Origin of the sequence: Verrucosispora sp. WMMD573 (assembly GCF_027497175.1) — a bacterium.
Classification (GTDB): Bacteria; Actinomycetota; Actinomycetes; order Mycobacteriales; family Micromonosporaceae; genus Micromonospora.
The window spans coordinates 1,159,341-1,183,235 of sequence record NZ_CP114901.1; the positions used below are offsets into that span (position 1 = coordinate 1,159,341).

Below are 23,895 nucleotides of genomic sequence, written 5' to 3' on the forward strand. Positions count from 1 at the left end.
CGGTTCCCTCAGCCACGATTAGGTGTTCAGCATGTCGTACAACGCCGGCTCGGCGGGAAGCACGAAACCGAGCACGTCGCGGGCGATCCGTTCGGCCTCCGCACGCCCCACCGGCACTGGCGTGGCCTGCCCCGACACCACGCCGCCGGCCGCCCAGTGCAGCGAGCGTCCCGGGCCGCCGACCTCGGACACCATCAGGCCAGCCACGCTACCGCCCCCGGCGAGCAACGCAAAGTAGCTGATCAGGTACCGCTCGTCATCGAGGTGTGTGCGACCAAGGGTGCGCGGCGACGCGGGCTTAGCCGGCGGACCGTGCTGCTTGATCAGCGGAGAGGCGGGGCTCGAAACGGCCAGCGGCCGGTCGACGATCTGCTCGTCAGACGATCGGGGCGACGGCACGGGTGGCTCGACGTTCGCTGCAGGCCCACCGTCCGCCGCAGGTGACGGCAGGGCGACAGCCGCTGACTGTTCCAGGTGCGCACACCACGGACCCATCAGGTCCAGCATCGCTCGCAGCGGCATTGGCGACGGATGCTCCGTGTTCCACGGGTTACGTAGCTGCACGTGGCCGTTCTGCACCGCGACGATCTCATAGACATGCTTCGCCTTCATCCCGTACGGCACCACGGCCAGCCCGGGATAGCTCTCCTTAGGCCAGGTCGCGATGGTGATCGGGCTGCCGGCCGCGAGCAGGGCCGCCAGGTGTCGCTCAGCCTCCGCCTCTCGACCCGGCCTGGTGTCCAGCGGCGTCTGCCGGGCCGGCAGGCCGGTGAGCTGGGTGAGCAGCTCGGCCTGCATCAACGGAGTGCTGCCGACGTTGAGCCGCGCGTAGCCCACAGGTGCGGCACGGTGTGGGTCGTCCTTGCTCTCCCACCCGCGCCACTCGCACTGCCAATGCTCGTGCCGCTCAGTGGTCCAGGTTCGGTCGACCGCCGCGAGCGCCTTCTCCAATACTGCCGCCCACCCGACGCCGACTTCTGACTGGTCGGCGTACGCGGCCCAGGAACTCCCGGCATGCACCGGTACGTCGGGTCGCACGTTGATCCGAATACGCCGTCCGGTCGCACTCGACTCATCCCCGCGCAACACGCTCTCATGCAAGAGGACGTCCACCGTGCCGTCCGGTCTCGGCTGGAACAGCTGGGGAATGCTCTCCGGTCGATGCCCGGCGAGGGCCGCCATCGTGGCCAGCATCCCGCAGTCGCCAAGCACGCCCTGCTGCACCTGCGTCCGTCGGGGCGTTCCGTCGTGAAGCGGTGCCGGCTTACCCGTCGCGCTCAACAGCGCGCGACCGTACTCGACCGGAAACTCGGGGTCTGGGTCGGGGAGGGTCACCCGGTCGGCGACCAAGGCGATCTCGCCGGTGGTCACGGTCGGGATGACCTCGGTCTCGACAGATGGCTCGGGCGGCATCATCGCCCGCAGCGCCTCGGTAAGCGCCCTCGGCACCAGCGCCATCCGCCGGGCGTCAGACTGGTAGTGGAAGCTGTGAGTAGCGAGCACCGCCATGGCGGCGGGATTCGATCCGTACTCAACGTTGAAGGCGGCATGGGCCCGCGCTCGGTCCTCGGTCAGCAGCGCGTGCCGGCCGGCGGGAGTGTTCAGGTCGTACGCGGGGGCCGACCTCTCCAGGTTGAACTCGGGGGCCCCGTCGAGGGTGTACGGGCGCAGGTCGAAGCGGCCGGTCAGGTCGACGTAGATGCCCTCGGTGGCGAGCCGGTCGGCGAGACTTGGGTCGACTCGGCGGACCTGGTCGAGCAGGTTCTGTGGCAGACCGATGAGCTGCCCGGCGAGGGCGGGCATCCGGGGCAGCGAGGATTGGCTCTGCTCCCCGTGTACGGCCAACTCGCGCAGCTTCGCGGCCAGGTCGGCGGCGGGTGGCGGTTGGAGGTCGGGATCGAGCCGGCTGCGGTAGTCGATCGCGCGGAAGCGCTCGACCAGCGTCTGGTTGGGGTTGTCGGCCAGGGCACCGGCCACCGCCTCCGGTGTGATCATCGGCAGGCTCAGCTGCATCACCTGGGTCCACACATCGGCGGGGAGGACCGCGAGCCGGGCCGCTGCGTCGGGCGTACCCCAGCGGAGGCCCAGCCGGTCGACCAGGGTGTCGATCTCGGCTCGCAGGGCGAGCCGGGAGGCGGAATCGGCCTGCGCGTACCAGGCGGCCGTCAGCCGCAGCTCGGCCAGCCGGCCCCGGTCCCGGACCGAAAGGCCGGCGGGATCGATCGGTCCCTCCGCCGCGCCCTGGTCGAAGAGCCCGACCTGGGCAATGCCGGACTCGTGCCGGGCCAGCAGTTCGGCGGCCTCGTGCGTCACCGCGCGGTCGACCGCCGGATCCGAGGCACGATCGGAGACCGTCAGGGTGAAGGTGCCGTCCAGGTTGCGGATGGTCTGCGCCACGACGCCGCTGGCGAGCGCGGCGGCGCTGACCCGCACGCGCAGCGGCTCCAGGCCCGGTGTGCGCAGCTCGAACACGTCGGGGCCAACCGCCACTATCTGGTCCGCGCCGACCGTCTCCGCCAGGGCGGGTAGCACCGTCCGACTCCGGTCCAGCACGGCCGGGGCGTCGGCGGCAGGACGTCCCTGGCCGTGGAACTCCGAGCCGGGCAACGCGGCCACCGTGCTGCGTGCCGGCTCGACGTGGGCGTACCAGGGGCTCATCAGGTCGAGGAAGGCGCGAAGTGGCATCGGTGCCGGGTGGCGGGAGTTCCACGGGTTGCGCAGCTGCACCTCGCCGTTCGCCACCGACACGATCTCGTACGCGTGCCCCGCAACCAGCCCGTACGGTGGCTTGCCGCCCGGCTGGGCAGCGTAGGCGCTGGCCGGCAGGGTGCCGGTGATCAGCGGGCTACCGGCGGCGAGCAGGCCCGCCAGTCGTGCCTCGGCGTCGGCCTCCCGGCCGGGTGTCGGATCCAGTTCGCTGACTCCGGTCGGCAGCCCGGTGAGCTGGCTGAGCAGCTCCGCCTGCACCAGACGGCTGCTTCCGTTGTCCAGCCGGGCGTAGCCGAGCGGGGCGGCCTGCGCGGCGTCCACGCCCGGTCGGGCGGTCCACTGCTGCTGCCACTGGTCGTGGCGCTGCTGGGTCCAGCTACGGTCGATCGCCGCGATCGCCTTTTCCAGCAGCGACGCCCAGGACGCCCCGACCACGGACTGGTCGGCGTACGCGCTGTGACCATTCGAGTTCGGGTGCAACGGCACGTCCGGGAAGACGGTCACCCGCAACTGTCGGCCGGTCGGTGTGATCACGCGGTCGGGTCCACTGGTCTCGTGCAGCAGCACGTCGACCGAGCCGTCCGGGTTCAGGTGGAACATCTGCGCGACGGTGTCCGGCAGTTGACCGGCGACCGAGCCGATCACGGCGATCATGCCGCAGTCGCCGAGCGCACCCTGCTGCACGTCCTCCCGCTTCGGCGGTCCGTCGAACAGCGGCGGCGGTTGCCCGGTACGGGCATCCAACGCCGGCCCGTAGACCGGGCCCGGCTGGCCAGCCGACTCCGGTGGCAGGGTCACCCGGTCGGCCGCGACCCGGATTTCCCCGGGTGCCTGCTGCACCGGGGAGTTCTCCACGGTGGCCGTCGGTGCCGGGGTGATGCTGCGCAGTGCCTCGGTCAGCACGTCCGGCACCAGCCCCATCCACCTGGCGCTTCCCTGGTAGTGGAAGTCGTGCCCGGTGAGCAGGGCCGCGGCTTGGTCACCGCGCAGACCGCGCAGCGCCGCCCGGGCCCGCTGCCGGTCCTCGTGCAGTTGGGCGCGGCGCCCGGCCTCGGTGGTCAGGTCGAACGCCGGGCGTGCGGCACCGAGGTCGACGGCGGGCACGCTGGGCACCATGTACGGGCGGAGGTCGTAGCGACCGGTCAGGTCGACGTAGATGCCCTCGGCGGCGAGCCGGTCGGCGAGTTGCGGATCCACCGCCCGGATCCGGTTGAGGTGTGCCTGCGGGATGCCGACGATCTGGCCGGCGAAGGCGGGCATCCGTGGCATGCCGGACTGCGCGTGTTCGGCCTCGGTCGCCAGATCCCGCAGCCGGGCGTCCAGGTCCGGTTGTTGCGGAACCTGGAAGTCCGGCGCCAGCCGGGCCCGGTAGTCGATCATCCTGATCCGCTCGACCTCGGTGAGGGTGGCGGCACCGGCCAGCACCGTGGAGACCGCGTCGGGCGTGATCAACGGCACGCTGAGCTGCATCAGGTGCGCCAGCACATCCCGGGGCAGCAGCGCCCACCGCGACCGGACGTCCGGGTCACCGACGCGCAGGCCAAGGTGACCGGCGAGAGCGTCGATCTCGGCGCGCATGGCCGGTCGGGCGACCGGGTCGGCGGCGTACGTGGCGGCGAGCAGCCGAATCTCCGCCATCCGACCTCGGTCGTGGGCGGTCAGTCCGGCCGGATCGATCGGGCCGTGAATGTTGCCCGGATCCAGCGGGCCGACCAGCGCCCGGCCGGACTCGTGCAGTGCCACCAGCTCGGCGACCTCGTGCGCGAGCGCCCGTGCCACCACCTGGTCGGCGGCCCGGTCGGACACGGTGACGGTGAAAGCGCCGTCCGGGTCGCGGTGCGACCGGGCCACCAGGCCGTCCGCCAGCGGTTCACTTGTCAGTCGTACGGTAAGCGGGTGCTGCCCGGCGGAGCGGATCTCGAACAGCTCCGGTCCGACCGCGACCACCGCGTCCACCTGGGCGTACGGCGCCACTTGCGGCAGCACTGACCGGGCCAGATCCAGCACCGCCGCCGGGTCGGCGACCGGGCGGCCCAGACCATGGAAGGAGGAGCCCGGAACGGCACCGGCAGTTATCGAGTCACCCGTCGATACGCTGGCGTCATGGCCACGTCCGCCGACCTCTACGCCGCCATCCTCGCCGACCCTGACGACCTCGACCTGCGGTGACGTTACGCCGACGCCATCGAGGCCACCGACCCGGAACGCGCCGAGTTGATCCGTCTCTACCTGACCAGGTCCTACGGTCCCCGGGAGTCGGGGTGGGACGCCACGGTTCGCCTCTGCGATCCGTTGGGCATGAAAACGGATGCTGGGCGGGATGCCCCGCGAGTCGTCTGGCAGCGCAACGTCCCCAGCCGCTTCGTCCGGTTGCGTCAGGCGGTCGGGTCCGCCTCGGGCCACACCTGCCGGCCCTTGATCCTGCCCTCGCGTCGTGCCTGCGCGTACTCCTCCATCAGCCGACGGGGCGGCAGGCTGGAGTGCACTGTGATCACTCCCGACTGGTCGATGATGTAGCTGCCCTGGCCCACGTGCATCCCCGAGGTCCGCTCCTGCTCCGAGAGTCTCTCCCGGGCCAGCCAGCCGAACTCGAACTCCCAAAGCGTGATCGGATTCCCGGTCCGCAGCAGTCGGCTGATCAGCGTCAGCGCCTCGTCCTCGGTCAACTCGCCCCTCTCCGTCAGGCACCATCATCGCCCAGAGGGCGTGGGTTTCCCGCACATCGGCGGCCGGCATCTCCACCGACGTCGTCCCGGTCTGCGGATCCCACCACACCGGCGCGTCGGCGCCCGCCGGGAAGACGATCACGAAGGCGTGCGAGCTGTCGACCTCGGGCCGACCGGTGCCGTCGAGCATGACGTTCCCGGCAGCATCGAGGAGTAGCCAGTCCGCCACCACCAGCGCCGACGCTCCGGGGCCTGCGTTCGCCACCTGCTGATAGAGATCCGCGTACTGGGCGGCGACCGCGTCCGTACGGGCGGGTGGGTCCGTCGGCAGGTTGCCGGGACCCCCGATCCACTGCCCGCCGATCCACGCTTCGGCACGTTCCGGCCCGCCCCGCTCCCCGGTGACGCGGTCGATCAAGCCATCGTCGAACTGGTCCGCCCATCGCGGTACCGACACCTGCGGGTTGCCGTGGAAGCTGGCCAGTGCCGCCAGCGACGAGTCGATGCAGTTGTTCGAGCGGCCAGGCTGCTCCGGCCCACCGTCGTTGATCAGTCGCCCGTACGGATGGGTCGACGGGTCCGCGAAGATCGCGTACCCCTGCGGGGTCTCTAGGCTCGCCGCGAGATCGTCCTGGAAGCGTGGATCCTCCAGCGGCGCCAGCTCAGCCGGGCCGAACCGTCGGCTCTCCGGCAATGACGGGGCGGGGGTGGTGGTGACCGCGCCGTCCGTCGATACGCTGCCGTCATGGCCACGTCCGCCGACCTCTACGCCGCCATCCTCGCCGACCCCGACGACCTCGACCTGCGGCGACGCTACGCCGACACCATCGAGACCATCGACCCCGAGCACGCCGAGCTGATCCGCCTCGACCTCGCCGGGGTCCGCAACACCCGGGAGGCGATGCTCCTGCACCGGCGGGTTCGTCAGCGGCTCGCCGCCGGCGTCGACCACCTGCTCGTCGACTGGCAGATCCGCAACGGTCTGATCGAGTCCGTCACCATGACCGCCCGCACCTTCGTCGCCCACGGCGGGGAGATCTGGGCGCGTCATCCCGTCCGCCACCTGGTCCTGGTCGAGGCCACCGGACTCATGTCGGACGTCGCCCAGGTCGGCTACCTCGACCGCCTGGTCGCCCTCGACCTGCGGGGGAATCCGATCGGCGACGACGGGCTCGCCATCCTCGTCGACTCGCCGCACCTGCGTCGGCTCCGCTGGTTGGGTCTGGCGCGCTGCGGCATCGGTCGGGCTGGGGCCGAGGCCCTGGCCGCCACCCGTAACCTTCCCGCTCTGCGCTACGTCGACCTGCGACGTAACCCCGTCGAGGTCACCGCCCGGGGCCACGGACAGGACATCGACGGCAAGCCCACGTCCGTCGAGATGCCCCCGCTCGGGCAGGAACTGATCGCCCGGTACGGAGCTCTGCCCTGGCTCGACGTCCAATGGGGATGGCGCTGGCTCGGTGTCGGTTGGGAGGAGGTGTGAGGCGTCCGGCCCGGACGGGGAACCGGGTGTGGTCGAACCGTCACCTGGTGTGGCCGGCGCCGGCCGGTTGGCCTCGGCGATCCGTTGCGCATGGAACCGGATGCTGGGCGCGATACCCCGAGAGTCAGCCGGCAGAGCCCCGGCCTGGCGACGGATCGCGTCCTCCACCGTTTCGTCGACCCTGCCGAGCACTGGGCCAGCCACACTCGCCGCTCCGAGAACGCGCAGCTGGCCAGTGCCGTCGTGAAATCCCAGCACGTCGGCGACGCCTAGCGGATCGGTCGCTGGCCCTTCGATAGGGGCGAGGGCGAGGTCGGGCAGCAGGCCGGCGACGCCTCCCGGGAACTCGGCCGCCTGGCCGATCGAGAGCACCACCCGGTCGTACGTCTGTCGGCTGCCGTCGGTGAACTCCACCAGGAAGCCACCCTCGACGGTGTGCCGAAGGCTGACGATCTCCCGCAGCGATCGGTCGACCTGGCTCTGCACGGTGTCGGAGTAGGCACCGATATCGGGCAGCGTGTTCCGCCGGTTGTAGCCGCCACCGAAGCTGTGCCGCAGGCGTGCCTCCGCGTCCTGGACCGGATCACCGGTGAGCTGGTCGGGCGGCGGGTCCATGGCGCGGGCCGACCAGTCGACGCTCGCGGCGGCCGACGCCACCGCCTGTTCGATGTCCCAGGCGCCGGAGGCGCCCGCGCCGAAGACCAGCACCCGGTCACCGGGGCGGTAGGCGTCGGCAAGGTTCTGCCCACCGAAGTCAACAGGCGGAACGGACGGCCGGGGATCACTGAAGGACCCGTCCGGAGCGAAACCCAGCCGGGCCCCGACCTCGGCCGGCACGGCGCCGGCGTCCACCTGCGTACCGTCCGGGTCGAGAACCTGACCGGTGGTGACGTCCACGGCGTAGCCAGACGTCGGGTCGACCACCAGCGGATCGGTGGGTCGTCCGGTCAGATCCGCGAGCAGCGGCAGATCCGACCGGCTGGTGCCGGGACCACCGAGCACGGCTCGGACGGGCGGCGGCAGGCGCTCCGGCGCGATCGGGTTACCGTCCGGGTCCTGGAACAGCGCTGCGCTTGCGGAGCGGTCGACCCGGTAGCCGGTGGTGGGGTCGACGTACCTGCCGGTCACGTCGGCCGGCACGCTCGGTACCCGGGACGGTCCCGGCCCACTGGCGATGTCGACGGAGGTGGTGTAGATGTCCCGGCCGTTGACGGTCACCCGGAAGTTGGCGCCGTCGGGCCAGCCGGTGGCGTCGGCCGGGCGGGGCGCGATCGAGGTGGCGGTGCCCTGGTAGGTCGGCATGCCGGAGAGCGCCCGCGCCGCGCCGACCGCGTCGGCGAAGACGTCGGAGGGGGTGAACTGGGTGCCCTCCTCGGCCAGGTCGCCCGGCTGGAACGGCAGGCCGGGCAGCTCCAGCTCCGACGGGATCTGTCCCATCAGCAGCGCCTGGCGTTCCGCCCACGGGTCGTGTCCCTGCGAGATGCAGAGCACCGGCGGTAGGCCGTGGCCGGCGTCCGCAGCGGCCCCCATGGTGACGAAGTCTGCGGTCGCGGCCCAGCCACCACCGATGACGAGCCGGTCGAAGACGTGGTCGGGGGCCACGCCCAGGGTGGCGTCCACCCTGGCGGTCAACGCGAGGTCGGCCTGATCACGCAGCTCGGTGGCCTGTTGCGCCCAGGCACGCGCCTCGGCGCGGATGGCCGACTGGGCCGCCCTGATGTCCGCCACGAGCTGCCGCCCGTCGCTCTGCGCGAGCCCGATCAGGCTTTCCACCTCGGCGGCGAGTGGGCCCAGGTGGTGGTGGATCAAATCGAGGCGGGCGCGGGCCGCCTCCGGCCCGACGACCGGCGTGTTGCTGCCGAGCCCGTGCACGAGGTGCGCCGGTTCCTGTTCGAGGAGGCCGGAGGCGACGAGCAGGCTCAGCGCCTCGGCGCGGAGTTGACCGGCGGCTCCCGGATCGGTGGCAGCGGAGCTGTCGGCGAGCACCACCCGCAGCTCAGCCAGCCGGCCGATGTCACCCGCGGTCAGCACGCGGGTGCCGTCGCCCTCCGGTCGCGCCCCCTCGGCGAGTGCGGTGGTGGCGTCCAGCCGCAGCCCTTCGGCCCGTTGCTGGGCGATCGTGTCCACTTCGGCGAGCACCGCTGCCACCGCCCGCCGGACGTGATCCGGGTGGGCGCTCGTCGACACCTGTACCACGGCCCCGTCGGTGGTGTAGCGGATCGCGGCCACCGGCGCGACCGACGCGGCCGACGCGACCGGGGTCAGCTCGACGCGTACCGGATAGGGGCCATCGAGGGTGGTCAGGGTGACCGTCGCGGTGGCCGGATCGGCACTGGCCCCGTCCGGCAGCGGCCCGGTGGTGAGGGCCGCCTCGACGGCGATCGCGGTGCGCCCCGGGTCGGCGTCGAGCAGCCCGCCACCAAAGGTCGTACCGGCTGCCGCACGCCACAGGTCGGGGCCATCAGGGTCGGTTGCGGGCCTGGAGTCGCCGGGCGGCAGCGGCGGACCGTCCACGCCTGATGGCGCGGCGTCCCCGGCCGTTCCGACCGGCGGCGTCAGGCCGTCGCTTCCTCCGTCGGCCAGACCTGTCGACCCGTCATCCGGCCCTCTCGGCGGGCCTGCGTGTACTCCGTGATCAGCAGCGGTACCGGCAGACTCATCTGGACTGTGATCACTCCCGTCCGGTCGATGATGTAGCTCCCGTGGCCCAGTTGCCTGCCCTCCGCCCGTTCCGGTGGTGACAGCTGCTCCTTCGCCAGCCAGCCGAACTCGAACGGATGCAGCTCGATCTCGTTCGCCGTGCCCAGCAGGCGTCTGATCAGCGTCAGCGCCTCGTCCTCCGTCATCCGAAACCCTTTCCGCCGTGGTCTCCATCGACCACAACGCATACGTTTGCGACAGGTACGCGGCCGGGGGCAGCGGCCAGGTCGTCCCTCGTTGCGGATCCCACCAGATTGGCCCGTCGGCACCCTCCGGGAACACCACGACGAAGGCGTGCGAGTCCTGAACCTGTACCTGCCCCCGGTCGAGGACGAGTTCACCCGTGCGGGAATCCGTCCTGACCCATTCGGCCACGACGAGGGCCGCCGCACCCGGACCGGCCGCCGCGACACGCTGATGAAGCTGCGCGTACTGCTCGGCGACCGCCGCCGCGTGCTCGGCCGGGTTCGTGGGCAGCCCCTCCGACCCGCCGGACCAGTCGACGCCGAGCCATTCCTCGGCTCGGTCCAGCCCACTCGCCTCGCCGGTGACGGTCTCGATCGAACCGTCCGGGCGGACGTCCGGCCAGCGGGGGAAGGACACCCGGGGGTCTCCGAAGAAGCTGGACAGCGCCGAGAGTGCGGAGTCCAGGCAGTTGTTGGCCCGCCCCGGCTGGCTCGGACCGCCGTCGTTGACCAACTGTCCGTACGGGTGGGTGGATGGGTCCGCGAACAGGACGTACCCGTCCGGCGTACGCAGGCTCTGCTCGACGTCCCACTGGTGACCCGGATCCTCCAACGGTGCCAGCTCACCCGGCCCGAGCCGCCGGGTCTGCGCCAACCCGTGGTCGGTGTCGAGCGGCACCGACGACGCGACCCCTGGCGCCTCCGGCGAACCTGGGCCGGCGTCGCCCAGCACTTCCGGGCCGTTCCGAGCACCTGGAACCTCTGCGGTCAGCCCTCCGAGCGGCAGATCTCCGTCAGCTCGTCCTCCGTCGGCAACGGCACCGTCGCGAAGTGCGCCACCTGGCGCTCGGCCGTCGCCCGGTCGACCTGCTGGATCTCGTGGCGTTCCGGATTCGCCCACAGGATCGCCGCTGCCACGTCGGGCCGGAACGTCCACGCTCGCTTCGGCCGATCCCAGATCACCGCCTGGGTCGGCCCGGTGCTGTCCGCCTCCGCGATCAGGTTTACCGGCGGGCCGCCCGGATCTTCCGGTCTCCGGAGGAGGAAGTAGCCGAACGTCAGTGGTGCCATGCACGCCCCCCATCAGGTCAGGGTCCAGACCCGGCAGGTCGGACGCGGCCAATCCTCGCGCGGCGAGCACGTCGGCGAACGTCAGGCCCTGCTGTCCGAGCCAGTCGAGATACGACTCCCGGATACTCGCCTGCCGGGGCGACGCCATCCACTTGGCGAAGCTGGTGTCCTTCGGTGTGTCGAACCGGGCGCTGTCCATGCCCCCCGGCATGCTCGCCGCGATGCCGTTGGCCTTGTTGACGGCCAGGATGTCGAGGAACGCGTGTACGCGGGCGGCGGGCGACTGCGCCGGGTCACGCATCACCTCGTACTGGTCATGGGTCTGCTTGCCGACGTTGTAGCTGGTGTCGGTCGGGAACTGCAGCTCGAAGGTACGCCCGGACGGTGCCGTGAGCGTGCAGTTCAGGCCGAAGAAGCGGTTACCTGGGTGCCAGAAGTTCTTCAGGTCGGTGACCTGGTAGTCCTGGGCCTCCAGCGAGGCGAGGAGCGCAGCCACCGCCGGCCCGTACGCCTCGGACTCCGGCCCCCGCACCGAGAACCGCACCACGTCGTTGACCGTGTCCAGCGCCGAGCCGATGTCGTACCCGAGTGGCTCCAGCTCGGTGCGGAACTTGCGGGCCAGGGACTCGGCGCTCTTGACGCGGTGCTGCTCGCCGAGCGTGCTGAGGGCGTCGGCGCCGGTAAGCCCGAGCTGCGCGTTGACCTCGGCGTTGAGGCTGTGCAGGTCGGCCAGGATCTGGTCGGCATCGGTCTGCGCGTCGGTCAGGGCGTCGAGCAGAGTGGCCTGGTCGGTGTCCGGCAGCCCGTCCAGGTAGGGGCTTGCGGCCGGATCGCCGTCCGGTGCGGAGCCAGCGTCGTTCAGCCCGTCGGATCCGGGACCGGCCAGACCTGCCGGCCGGTGATCCGGCCCTCCCGTCGGGCCGCCGCGTACCGTTTCATGATCAACGGTGGTGGCAGGCTGGGATGCACGGTCACCACTCCCGTCTGGTCGATGATGAAGACCCCCTGGCCCAGTTGCCGGCCCTGTGTCCGCTGCTGCGGGGAGAGCGTCTCCTGGGCTGCCCAGCCGAACTCGAACGGGAACACCGCTACCGGGTTGTCCGTCCCCAGCAGCGTGGTCATCAGTTGCCGGGCTTCCTCCCTGCTCATCGGCATGGGCGGGCTGCACCTCCATCGACCACAGGTTGTGCGTCAGTCCAACATAGTCGCCGGGCAGCGGATCGGTGGTGGTGCTGCCGAACTGGGGATCCCACCACACCGGCCCGTCCGCGCCCTGCGGATAGACGAGCAGGAAGACGTGCTCACCGGCCGCCTGCGTGTTGCCCTCGGCGTCGAGCAGCGGGTCGCCGGTATTCTCGTCGAACTGGATCCAGTCGACGGCGACGACCGCCGCCGCGCCCGGGCCGGCGTCACGAACACGCTGGTAGAGCTGCTCGAACTGGTCAGCCAACGCGGCCGACCGCTCGGCGGGCGTACCCGGTAGGGCGTCGTTGTCGCCGGTCCACTCGCCGCCGATCCAACTTTCGATCCGGCCGAAGCCGTCCAGTTCACCGAGTGCCGTTTCGACGGTGCCGTCGTCGAGCTGGTCCGGCCACCGCGGGTACGAAACCTGCGGATCGCCGTAGAAGCTGGCCAGCGCCGCGAGGATGGTGTCGACACAGTTGTTGGCCCTACCGGGCTGATCCGGCCCGCCGTCGTTGATCAACTGACCGTACGGATGGGTCGAAGGGTCGGCGAAGACCTCGTAGCCATCCAGCGTACGCAGGCTGCCCTCGACATCGTCCTGATACTGCGGATCCTCCAGTGGTGCCAGCTGCTCCGGCCCGAACTGCCGCGTGTCGGGCATCGGCCAGCCCTGCATGTCCGGCCAGGCAGCCGGAGCTGGGTTTACATCGGCGTTCGCATCCGGCACGCTCTCGGCACCCGGGCCGGGATCGTTCTCGGGGTCGGGGCCGCCCGGTGTCATATCCGAGTCACTCGAATCGGCCGGCATCGCGTCGGAATCATTCGGTCCTGCTGGGACGTCCGCCGGGTTGTTCGGGGCGGCCGGTGTCTCGTCGGTCTTGTTCGGGTCGCCCGGCGTACGGTCCGGGTTACTCGGGTCGGCGACGGCGCCGGGCCGGCCGGTCGGGGTGGTGTTCTGGTTCCGGCTGTCCGTCGGCACGTCGGCGGTCGAGGCCGGCGGGACCGGTGCCGGCACACTGACTTCGGGCACGGCGTTACTGACCGGATCACCCTCGGCATCCAGCACGATCGACCAGACGCCATCTACTCGCCCGGCGTGTAGCGGGCTAGTGTCAGAGATCATCTGATTCTGGCCGTCAAGCCAGATGATGGTGCCGTTGTGGTTGACGGCGTTCCAGGTGTGCGCCCCAGTTCCGTCATTCCAACTCGTGACGATCAAAGCCGCGGATCCCGGACCTGCCGCCCGAAGTGCCTCCGCCACCGCGTCAAGCGCGGTTGCTCCAGTGCCCTGATGGGCGAAGGAAGCGCCGAGCGCCTGCTCCTGCCGGGCGGTACTGCCCGCTTCCACGGCGGTAGACGGCGCAGTTGGAGCCGCCACCTCGGGCCGACCGAACCAGGTAGACAAGACGGAAAGTCCGACATCGGCGCAGTTTGTGTCTCGGCCAGGCACAGTGGGCCCGCCATCGTTGATCAGCCCTGTCCACGGGCCACGTGGATCGGGGTGCACCAGTGGTCGCCCGGTCGCCTCATCGCTTGGGACAGCATCTTCCAACGCCTGCTGGTCCCTCGGGTCAGGCGGAACTAGACCCTCGGGCTGCCCGTAGGGACGGCTGCCACTGAGTGGAGGGCCATTGCCCACCGTGCCTGCTACTGATGGCTGGTAGCCGCTGACGTCCCGATCCGAGTCCGTTATGGGCTCTACATTGAACTGCGGCAGGAAATGAGCGCATGATCGACACGGCGGACGATAATGTCCGAGTTCATAGGTGACACCGTCTGATCTAGCTGGCTTGACCTGATGGGTGACGATCTTAGCGCCCTGCAGGGAGTCCGAGGCGTACTGCTCGAAGGTGCCGGGTTCCCCTGCATTCCGCCATTGCTGTTCCAGTAGGTATAGCTGATCAGACACCAGGGCGACCTCGGCGCATTTGCCATGTCCGCCGCCCACGCCGTCGACAAGTGTTGCCGCTATCCGGTCCAGCGCGGCCTGCGCGAGCGGATGCACCCGGGGCTGTGTCGGTGGCTTCGTGCCCCTGTCGGCGGTCATGCTGGTGTGGGTGGTGATGCTGCCGTCGGGCATCAGCAACGCGCCCGCCATGCCGGGCTGCTTACCCTTGGATATCGTGCCGGCCTTCACCTCTCGCCGGACGGTCTCGGCCAGCGTCCGGGAAGCCTCGATCAGAGCACGTTCCGCTTCGGGACTGTTGGGGTCCACCGACGTCGGAGCCAGCTGCCAGCTGTGGGTACCACGGCCGGTCGGTCCCTCCGACCGCTTGAGGGTCTGCGGGTCCACCGGGCCGGTCGCTGTCTCGGGGCCGGGATTCGTCGGCCCGCCCTGGAGGGTGCCGCTGCTGGTCGGCACCGGGACCACGACCGGCCCGTCGGTGGTCCGCTGAGCCGGATCGGTGCGATCGGGGTTCGGATTCGTCTCCGGATCGGCAGTGGGAGTGGCGTCGAGGGAGGGCGTCGTCGACTCGATGCCCGCCGTTTGCGCCGGCACCGAAGGTGCGAGCGGGTTGGCTGGCGCAGCTGTCGTGTCCGGCCGAGGCGTGGGCTGCGCGGGTTGCGCCGGGGTGGCCTGTGGGGCGGTACCCGGCTGTTGTGGAGATGCGACCTGCGGCGTGGACCCGGTGGGCTGAACCGGGTTGGTCGTGGTCGGGCCTGCGGCGGGTGTGAGGGATATCGAACCTGCCGTGTGCGCCGCTGCCGGATTGACCACCGGTCCAACCGGCGTGCCCCGGCCGGGCGTCGGTTGTGTGGCGGTGTTGCCGGCGGGCTGCTGGGTGCTCGTGCCCGTGGTCGGTGTGCCGGCCGTGGTCGGTGTCGAGGCGTTGGGAGTGCTCGCCACCTGCGGGTTGGTCGTGGCGGGAGTGCCGGTGGTGGGCGTCGGGTTCGTCGCGACGGTCGGGCCCGTGGGCGTGACCGTGGCGGAAGGAGGTGTCCCTACCGCCGGCGCGGTCGGCGACGCCGTCACGGGGGCCGTCGTCGTTCCCGGTAGCACGCTGGGTGCAACGTCCGCAGTGACCGACGGGGCGGTGTCGACCGGCCCGCCGTCGGTCACGCCGGACACCGGGCTGTCGGTCACCGTTCGGCCGGACCCGGTCGAACCGTCGCCGGGTGGGGCGACGGTGACGTCCGCTGGTCTGCCCGCGACCGGCCCACCGTCGGTCTGAACCGGCGCATCGCTCGTCGCCCGGCCGTTGACGCCGGTGTCGGTGTTCGTGTTGGTCCCGTCGGTGCCAGGTGATTCGGTGACCGGCGCACCTCGGCCCTCCGGTCCGCCTGTCTGGTCGTTGGAGACGGTGGCACCGTCACCAACGCCGTCGCTGACAGCCGGAGTCCCGTCCGGCGTCGTGGCAGCCACGTCACCGGGCACACCCACCGGGATCCCGGTGGAGCCGTCGACTCGCGACGGGTCGGCGACCGTGGCCGTGTCCCCGGTCGGCACACCGCCGTCCACCACTGATGCACCGGAACCATCGTTCGTCGGCGCCACCGAACCGTCCGCCGACGGAGGCGCCAGGCTGATCGAGCCCGCTCCGCTGTCGGGGACCGTACCGGCGCCGTTCTGGGCCGCGCCGTTGCCTGTGTCGGTCGCCCCGGCACCGGTGGTCCCGCCCGCACCGTTGGACGTGCCAGCGGCGTCCGAACCGGTTCCGCCGACGCTCGCCCCAGAGTTGGCACCGGATCCGGCCGAGCCGCCGTCCGACGCCGAGCCCGTGCCGCCACCGGTCGCGCCGGCACCCGACGTGGAGCCACCGCCGGTCGAGCCGGCGCCGGCACCGTTGGCACCTTCACCGAGGTCGCCGAGACCTCCTGCGTCTCCGACACCGACGCCGGGATCGGCCCCGCCGACGGGGCCGGCATTCGGCGCGACGTCGAGCCCCGGCCTGCCGAGGAGCGCGTTCGTGCCCCGCGCCATCAGGTTGCCGGTGGCACCACCGGCGAGGGTGGCGCCGGTGCGGCCGGCGCCACTGGTGAAGCCGCCCAGGAAGGCGTCAGCTCCCGGCATGGCCCACTGCCCGTTGATCGTGCCGTTGGCGAGCACACTGGCAGCTGGCGAGATGACGGCGTTCTGCGCACCGGAGGCGAGGCTCGTGCTGCCCCAGCGGACCACGCCGCTGCCTCGGAAGGAGAGCTGGGAAGGGCTGAACGAGAACGGCATTCGGGGTGCCGCTCGCCGGCCGGCCCAGTTCATTCCGGTGCCGAGTACCGCGCCGTAGGCACCACCCACGCCAGCGGTGAGGGTCCGGTTGCCGTCCCACTGCCGCCGCGTGCCGGTGTGCATCTGGTACGCCTGGGCACCGACGTCGATGATCAGCTCCTCGCCGATCTCCTCCACCAACTCGCGGCCGAGGCGATTGAGGCCTCGCCGGAAGCTCTGGCTGGTGGCCATCTGGCCGAGCCGGGTGCCGGCGAGCCGCAGCGCGGCTCGCATTCCCGCCCGGGTCAACAGTTGCCGACCCATCTGGGCGATCAACCGTCGGAAGGCGATCGTCACCGCCTGCCGACCGCCAGCCAGGATGCCGGGGATAGCGCCGGCGGACACCCCACCCAACCAGGCCATCAGGAGCGCGACGAAGACCGCGATGACGGTGATGATGACCGCGATCAGCACGGTCAGCTTCGCGTACTCGATTTCGAGAGCGGCCTGGTCACAGCCGGCGGCGTACGCGGCGGAGATCTCCTGAATCAGTGGCAGGCCGGTGTTCGGGTCCACACCGATCTGGTTCCACAACCCGCCGAACGCCTCGCCGGCACCACCGCCCCAGCTCTGCAGGATCCTCATGACCGCAGGATCGGCCTGGCCGAGCGTCTCGCTTACCGTGTCGGCCAGCGCCTGCCACGCGTCGGCCAACTCCCGCATGCGATCCTCGTCGCCGCTGGGCCAGGCCTCCCCGGCGCTCACCCAGCAGATGGCGTCCCAGACCCACGTGTACTCGCCGAACGTGTTCCTGGGATTGGGTATCGCCACCCCTGAAGCCCCTCTGCCCGATGTCGACCCGTAGCGACTGAGCTGCTACTTGTCGTCGCCGCCGAACAGCGTCTTCACCATGTCGTCGGTGTCGACGGTGCCCTCGACCGCACCCTTGACGGTGGGCCCCAGCACCTCGACCAGCGGCACCAGATCCGCAGCGAGGTCGAGGACCCGCTGCGCCGGCTGATCGTCGCCACCGAGGTAGTTCTTGTTGAACTCGTTGCCCGGCTCGTCGTCACCCCAGGGCCGGTCGCTGTTCAGCCCTCCGATGGTCGCGGCGAGGTTCTGCCAGGTTGTGGCGAGCCGAGCACCGGCCGCACCGAGTTCGTTGGCGCCCTCCAGGGCTGCGTCGGGCTTGACGAAGGTCTCGCGCAACTCACTCACCGCTTTTCCTCCCCGGGCAGGTCGCTGTCCAACTGACGGAAAATGCCGTCGAGGTCGTGATCGATGTATGCCTGGAACTGACTGTCCGGTACGAACGGTCGGACCAGCTTCTCGACCTCGGCCATGGCCTGCTCGGTAGCCCGCCGAATAGTCTCGGTGACCGTGGCGGAGAGCTCCTTCGAGTTGGGCCGGCGGTAGATACGCGGATCGAACTCGACCTTCGTCACCTGACCACGAGGGCCGACCGTGACGGTGACCAAGCCGTCTTCGGAGGTGACGGTCGCCTTCACCGCCTTGAGCTGTTGTTGCAGGTCACCGACGCCGGAGCGCATCCGCTCGAACTGCGCCATCAGCTCGTCGGCACGGGCGCGCAGCGCCTGTACGTCCATGGCGTGTTCCTCCCCGCGCAGTCCCGACCGCCGCTCACGCCCGGGCGTGACAACTCGACCATACTGAATGGGCACGACTTCGGCGTGCCCGGTCTGACAGCGGCCCGCCGCTAGGATGCAGCGGGACCGGTTGACGGGAGGCGTGCAGACATGTTCCGGGACCGTCCTGTGGCGACGTTTGCGCTGATGGGAACGCTGCTGGCCGCAGCTCTGACGATTCCCGTCGCGAGCCCGGCGGCTGCCGCACCGGCGATTTGCGATAATCCGAGCGATCCGGGAGAGGTCAACACCGAGACGCCCTGGCATCAGCGGTGGCTCGCTCCGCAGCGGGTGTGGCCGTTCAGCACTGGCGCGGGAGTACGGGTCGCGGTCGTCGATTCCGGTACCGACAGCAGTCACCCGCAGTTGGCCGGTCGGGTGACCACCGGCTTCGACGCCCTGCGCGGCACCCCCGGAGGCGACGTGGACTGCGTGTCCCACGGCACCGCCGTGGCCAGCATCATCGCCGCCCGCCAGCAGGACGGGGTCGGCTTCCATGGTCTGGCGCCGGATGTCACGATCGTGCCGGTCAGAGTCAGTGAACGCAACGCCAATGAGGGTCCGGGCGCTGGCGGTGACACCGTCACCGGAGCCGTCTTTGCGCAGGCCATCCGACGCGCGGTGGACGACGGTGCCGACGTCATCAACCTGTCCGTGACGCTGTACCAGCCGGACCCTGACGTTGAGCAGGCCGTCCGGTACGCGCTGGAAAAGGACGTGGTGCTGGTCGCTGCCGCCGGCAATCAGCATCAGGACGGTGCCCGCCCCGACCCGGTGCCCTACCCGGCGGCCTACGACGGCGTGATCGGCGTCGGCGCCATCGACCAGTACGGCGCCCGGATCCGGCAGTCCCAGATCGGGCCGTATGTGGACATCAGCGCTCCGGGCGGCGCGGTGGTGGCGGCTACCAGGCTGGTCGGACACAACACCTACGACGGAACGAGTTTCGCCGCTCCGATGGTGAGTGCGACCGCCGCACTGATCCGCGCGGCGGAGCCGAACCTGTCGGCCCGGGAGGTCACTCGACGCCTTCTGGCCACCGCCGATCCGGCCCGGGGCGACGCGGCACGCGGCTACGGCAGCGGCGTGGTCAACCCGTACCGGGCCGTCACCGAGCGACTGACCACCGGAGCCCCGGTCACTCAACCGCCGCTGCCCGACGTGCCACACGACGCAGCGGCACAGGCCCGCGCGGACCGCTGGGCGGTCTTTGGCCGGCTGGCCCTCTGGATAGGCCTCGCGCTGGCCACGGTCGCGGTCGGCGTCGCGGTGCTGGCCACGCTGCTGCCGCGCGGCCGTCGCACCCGTTGGCGGCCCACCCGCCCGTCGGCACCGCCCCGGACCGAGCCCGAGATCGACGAACCCGAGGAGATCTTCTTCCGGGTGCCAAACTCGATGCCGCGCGGATGAGCGCGGCGTCGCCGCAGGTCACCGGTTGGCAAGTGCTGCTGCGGCGCAGACGGTGATGGCCCGGCGCGGGCCGGGCCATCGGTGCTGCGTCCTCGGTTTCAGCCGCCGAACTTCGCGCGGTTCGCCGCCTCGCGGGCCTGCATCTTCCCGGCCGACTCACGAAGCGCCTTCTCGATGCGACCGAGCAGGTCACGAAGGTCGTTGGCGGCCGACTCCCACTCAGTCTGCCGCTGGAAGTACGCCTCTCGGGCGTCGCCGTCCCAGGTGGCCAGCAGCGGCGCGATGCCGGACTTGAGCCCGTCGAGCTCTCCGGTCATGTTGCGGACCGCACCGCTGCAGCTGTCGGCCGCGGCGTTCAGCCCGGCGAAGTTGTACCGAATCTCCGTCATGAGTCTCTCCCCCGTCAGAGCTTCAGCGCCGCGGTGATCTGACCGGCGGTGGCACCCGCGCCGTCCATGTCGGCCCGGATCTCCTCGTCACTGACGTCGTAGTCCTTACCGGCAGACCCGACCGCCTCGGCGATCGCCCGCAGCGCGACGTTGAGTCGGGCCATGTCCTGGTCGAACCGCTCACGCACCTGCTGGAAGGAACCGGCACCAGCGCCCTTCCACTGGTCGTACAGCGGCGCGAGCTGGTCCATCAGCGAGTTGAGATTGCCGGTGAGCCGATCGGCGACGGCATCGACGTCGCCTTCGGTCTTCAGCATCAAGCCGGTGTCGGTGTTCATCGACATGACGGAAGTCACCCCCGTCCTCAAATGATCGCCCCGACTCACCGGGGCGTCCTGTCAGTCGGTGCTCGCGCACCATCGTCGTACGAACGGTAACCGGTCGTGTCCAGCCCGCGCTAGACCGTTGCCCGTCACGCATCTCCATTGTGGCTGGTCAGGTCACTCCGGGTCGAGTGCGAGTTTCGCCGTCGTCGGATCCAGTACCGGACCCTCAGGCAGGCGAACCACCAGGCTGGCGGGCAGCCGTACCGGTTGCACCTTCGCGTAGCCGAGAATGGCGGGGACGCCCTCGGAGGCCAGCGGGTAGCGGTGACCCAGGTCGGTGACCAGATTCAGGGTGCCCGTCTCCTGGTCGGGGGAGGAAACGGCGGCGACCAGGACGCCGTGACCCGGCTCGATGACGACCCGATCGGCGAGCGGGATCCCGTCGCCGGTCTGCTCGCCGGTGCGTACCGGCTCACGCACCGGTTGGACCTGCGCGTCGAGCAGTAGCGTCGGCTCATCCGTGCCAGGCTGGTAGGCCGCGCAGATCGCCGGCTGGTCGCCGGCCAACCGGGCGATCTCCGGCCGCTGCTCCGGCGCGCGATGCCGCCCCTGGGCCGGCGCGGCTGCCTTGGGCGCCGCAGCAGCGGTACCGGCGGCCAGTTCGATCGGGTAGGGCCTCGCCTCTCCCGGGTACGCCAACTGGGTCTCCCCGTCGGCCATCACCACATCCGCCTGGACAGGTGTGATCGGCACCAGCCTCGTCCGTTCGGCGAGGTAGTACTGGCGGCTGCCGCCTTGGCTCTCCACCACGAAGACCTGCCCGACCCGGGCGTCCGGCAAAGCCGTGGAGGTTGCCCCCCGGTCGACCACCCGTCGAGGCGCGATCGGCTCCCCGGCCGGCAAGGCGTTCAGCCACGCCCCGCCCACCTCCACCACCGGCTCGGCGCTCATGGTGAGACCCTCCAACACGATCTTCTCGCTGCGGATCTCGTACCGATGGTCGCGCCAGACCAGATGCAGCCGGTCGGTCTTGCGGTCGCGCACCAGCAGTGCGCTGTCGCCCGGTTCCCGCCCGCCGCCGGGTGCCCGTCCAACGGTGAGCACGGTGGTGGCGACGACACCGCCGGCCGCGTTGCGCGCCGGCTGGGTGCAGAGGGTCCAGGGTCCCTCCAGGATGCGGCCGGCCGGGGGTAGCGCGTCCGGGGCGAACGGGATGCCGATGCGTGGGCCACGTGGGGTGCCGACGAGCGAATTGCGGGAGACCGAGATGGTCGGCGCCGCAGTTTCCATGGCCAGCAGGGCGGACGCGTAGTTGAGCACCGGATGCAGCCGACCCTCCCGGTACAGGTAGCGGGTGCCGGTCTCCTTCTCCAGGATGACCGCGCCGCCCTCCTTCCACTTGGTCGCGCCACCGGGACGCAGCAGGCCGTAGACCCCCACCGCGGCCAGGCAGAGCACGGCCACCATCACGCTGGCGAAGCCGGCACCGCCGAGCCGGCGGAACGGTGCCGCCTCCGGATCGGGCTCGCGCGCCACCAGCGCGGAGGTCATCCGCTGGACGAAGAACTGGTACGACTGAACCTGGTCCCGCCGCGACGGCATGGCACCCCTTCCCTGGCGTACGCCGGCACGGTCACGCACTCCGGACCGCGGTGCCTACCATAGGCACGGCGTCGAGCCGACCGGTGCCCGCATTCGGCGTCGGCCGGCGAAACCGAAGACGGCATCCCGAGGAGTCCTTCAGTGATCAGCCGCGACGAGGCCCTGGCCATAGCCCGCGAATGGGCCGACGACCGCCGGACGACATTCGACGTGACCCTGTTCGAGTTCGACCTCGGCTACGTCGCCTGCCTCGTTGAGCCAGCCGCCGCCGCGACCGACGGTCCGCCCCTGCCACCCCCGGCCACCGGGTACCCCCGGGCCGTCATCGACAGGGAGAGCGGCGAGGTTTCCCAGTGGCCATCGCTGCCGTGGCAAACCATCGCCGAGCGGTACGCGCAGCGCCGCGCCGCCGAGGGACGCTTCCCGCCCGACGTCCGGTACGTGCTGGAGCAGGCCGGCTGGTTCCCGGGACGTGACTTCAGCGCGGCAGTCGACCACTGGATGGTCCGCTTCGCCGATGAATTGGCCGGGTTGGAGTGCCCTTCGATCGTCAGGGCGGCATTAATCGAGTTCGGCGGCCTGAGACTGCCTCAGTTCGGTCGGAGCGGCCGACCGGGCGGCGGGTTCATGAGCTTCATCCATCCCACTCGAGGTGGTGTGGTTACGGAGGCTGCCCGCGACTTCGCGGAAGAGTTCGACAACCCGGTCTACCCGATCGGAAACAACGAGGACGGACCGTCCGAACTGGTCGCCGACGCGCAGGGGCGGGTATTCATGCTGCACTGGGCCGACGACTTCTTCGTCGGCCCGGACATCGATTCCGCCATCGTCAAGCTGATCCGCGGTGGTCCCATGTCAGAAGCGCACGACCGCGACTGGTGACGGAGCCGTCAGCCGTTGATGGCGCGCATGAACGCGTACAGGCCGAGCACGCTGCACGCGACCGGGACCACCGCCAGCTGGAGCAGGATGTCGAACACATCGCCGAGCCGGGCCAGTCGGGGCGACGGGGCACGCCGGCTGTAGGCGAGCCCGGCGGCGGCCGACAGCCCGGCCGCGACCAGGGCCACCGGCAGGACGGCCAGCACCCGGGCGCCGGTCGACGCGTCGGTCGCACCGACCAGGGGCAGCAGCCCCAGGCCCACCAGTCCGACGGCGAGCATCGGCACCCGATGCCGGACCGTGGACACCAGCCGGGCCCGCAGCAGGTAGCCCAGCGAGATGATGCCGGCGAGCAGCAGCGCGGAGAGCGTGCCGGTCGCGGTGAGCACGATCAGGCCGGCGATGGTGACGACGAACGCCCCGAAGACCATGCCGGTGAAGACCTCGTCGGCCCGAGCGGTGGCCTGGTAGATGACTTCGCGCTTCGGCTGCGGCTCGTCGCGCAGCAGGTCCGCGGCGGTACGCGGCAACGCCGGCATCGGCATCTTCCCGAGCCGTACGGAGAGCAGCGGCATCGCCGGCAGCAGCAACGCCACCGCACCGACCACGATCGCGGTGCCCTGTGCGGCGTCCATGGCACCGAGCGCGATCAGTCCGCCGACCATGCCCCAGAAGCCGACGAAGACCGCGGCCACGAAGACTCTCGTCGCGTCGCCCACACCGAGCAGCCCGAGCAGCCCGGAGAGCAGCAGCACAGCGGAGCCGAGCAGCACGTGCGGCGCTCCCAGCGCCCAGACCGACTCGCCGGTGCCGATCACCAGCACACCGCCGACGAAGGCGTAGGGCAGGCCGGCGGCGGCGACCACCGCGCCGGCGAGGGAGTCGGCCATCGCCCGGGAGAGCACGATGCCGCAGACCAGCAGCAGCCCGGCCGCGCCGAGGGCAACCGCACCACCGAGCCAGCCGGGCTCGTCGGACGTCACGATCACGACGAGGCCGAGCAGCAACAGCACGCCGGCCACGATCAGACCGGTCAGCCGGGTCGCGAACGGGCTCCAGACCACCCCGCGTCGTCGGGCACCGTCGGCGACGGCCTCCATCAGGTCGTCGTACGCCAGCTCCGGCCACTCGGTGCGCCGGGGCACCAGGTGCAGCGTCTCGCCGTCACGGACGTTCTGCGCGGCCAGCGTACGGGTCAGGTCGACCGGGCTGCCGTCGCTGCGCCGCAGCATCCAGCCGCCGTGGCTGGTGCCGTCCGACGGCTCCTCGTCGGCCTGCCGCAGCACGGCGGGCAGCAGCCCGACGAGCGGCAGGTGCTCGGGCAGGGCGAGGTCCAACCGTCGGTTGGGTGCGACGACGGCGATGCGCGCGAGTCCGGTTCCGGCCTGGGTGACCACTAACGACCCCTCGGTACGAGGAGCGGGCCGGCGGCCCGCGGCTGTCCTGACGGGCAAAGGCTACCTACCATGTGCCGGTGACGCGGGGGGCGGTTCACCG

9 protein-coding genes are annotated in these 23,895 nt (G+C 70.9%); 2 read left to right on the forward strand and 7 right to left on the reverse strand.

All coding sequences use genetic code 11. The features are described from left to right. Positions 1-18: 18 nt before the first annotated feature. The 3 genes from O7601_RS05410 to O7601_RS05420 are packed head-to-tail and all read right to left on the reverse strand — an operon-like array spanning position 19 to position 17,750. On the reverse strand, positions 19-16,974 hold the full coding sequence (locus O7601_RS05410; RefSeq protein ID WP_281565139.1) for a toxin glutamine deamidase domain-containing protein: 16,956 nt from the start codon (positions 16,972-16,974) through the stop codon (positions 19-21). A gap of 45 nt (positions 16,975-17,019) precedes the next feature. Beyond that, positions 17,020-17,361, reverse strand: a complete 342-nt coding sequence (locus O7601_RS05415; protein WP_281565140.1) for a hypothetical protein — start codon at positions 17,359-17,361, stop codon at positions 17,020-17,022. Then, positions 17,358-17,750 carry a YbaB/EbfC family nucleoid-associated protein gene (locus tag O7601_RS05420; protein WP_281565141.1) on the reverse strand — a complete coding sequence of 131 codons (393 nt, stop codon included), beginning with the start codon at positions 17,748-17,750 and terminating at the stop codon, positions 17,358-17,360. Before O7601_RS05420 ends, O7601_RS05415 begins: the two co-directional genes overlap by 4 nt. A 186-nt stretch (positions 17,751-17,936) precedes the next feature. On the opposite strand from O7601_RS05420, the gene mycP reads away from it, so the two are divergent. Beyond that, positions 17,937-19,199 (forward strand): type VII secretion-associated serine protease mycosin, encoded by a 1,263-nt coding sequence (gene mycP / locus O7601_RS05425; RefSeq protein WP_281565142.1) that lies wholly within the window; start codon positions 17,937-17,939, stop codon positions 19,197-19,199. A gap of 98 nt (positions 19,200-19,297) precedes the next feature. On the opposite strand, the gene O7601_RS05430 is transcribed toward mycP, so the two are convergent. The 3 genes from O7601_RS05430 to eccB all read right to left on the reverse strand — a co-directional run bounded on the left by O7601_RS05430 (position 19,298) and on the right by eccB (position 21,516). Beyond that, positions 19,298-19,588, reverse strand: a complete 291-nt coding sequence (locus O7601_RS05430; protein WP_281565143.1) for a WXG100 family type VII secretion target — start codon at positions 19,586-19,588, stop codon at positions 19,298-19,300. 14 nt (positions 19,589-19,602) lie between these two features. Further along, complete coding sequence (locus O7601_RS05435) at positions 19,603-19,932, reverse strand: WXG100 family type VII secretion target (RefSeq protein ID WP_093411131.1); 330 nt, start codon at positions 19,930-19,932, stop codon at positions 19,603-19,605. Positions 19,933-20,088: 156 nt separating this feature from the next. Beyond that, complete coding sequence (gene eccB / locus O7601_RS05440; protein ID WP_281565144.1) at positions 20,089-21,516, reverse strand: type VII secretion protein EccB; 1,428 nt, start codon at positions 21,514-21,516, stop codon at positions 20,089-20,091. Positions 21,517-21,657: 141 nt separating this feature from the next. Between eccB and O7601_RS05445 the strand changes: the two genes are divergently transcribed. Continuing rightward, complete coding sequence (locus O7601_RS05445) at positions 21,658-22,398, forward strand: SUKH-3 domain-containing protein (protein ID WP_281565145.1); 741 nt, start codon at positions 21,658-21,660, stop codon at positions 22,396-22,398. Between the two features lie 8 nt (positions 22,399-22,406). Here O7601_RS05445 and eccD read toward each other — a convergent pair whose 3' ends face one another. Beyond that, entirely contained in the window at positions 22,407-23,795 is a 1,389-nt protein-coding gene (eccD, locus tag O7601_RS05450; protein WP_281565146.1) for a type VII secretion integral membrane protein EccD, read from the reverse strand. Positions 23,796-23,895 lie beyond the last annotated feature (100 nt).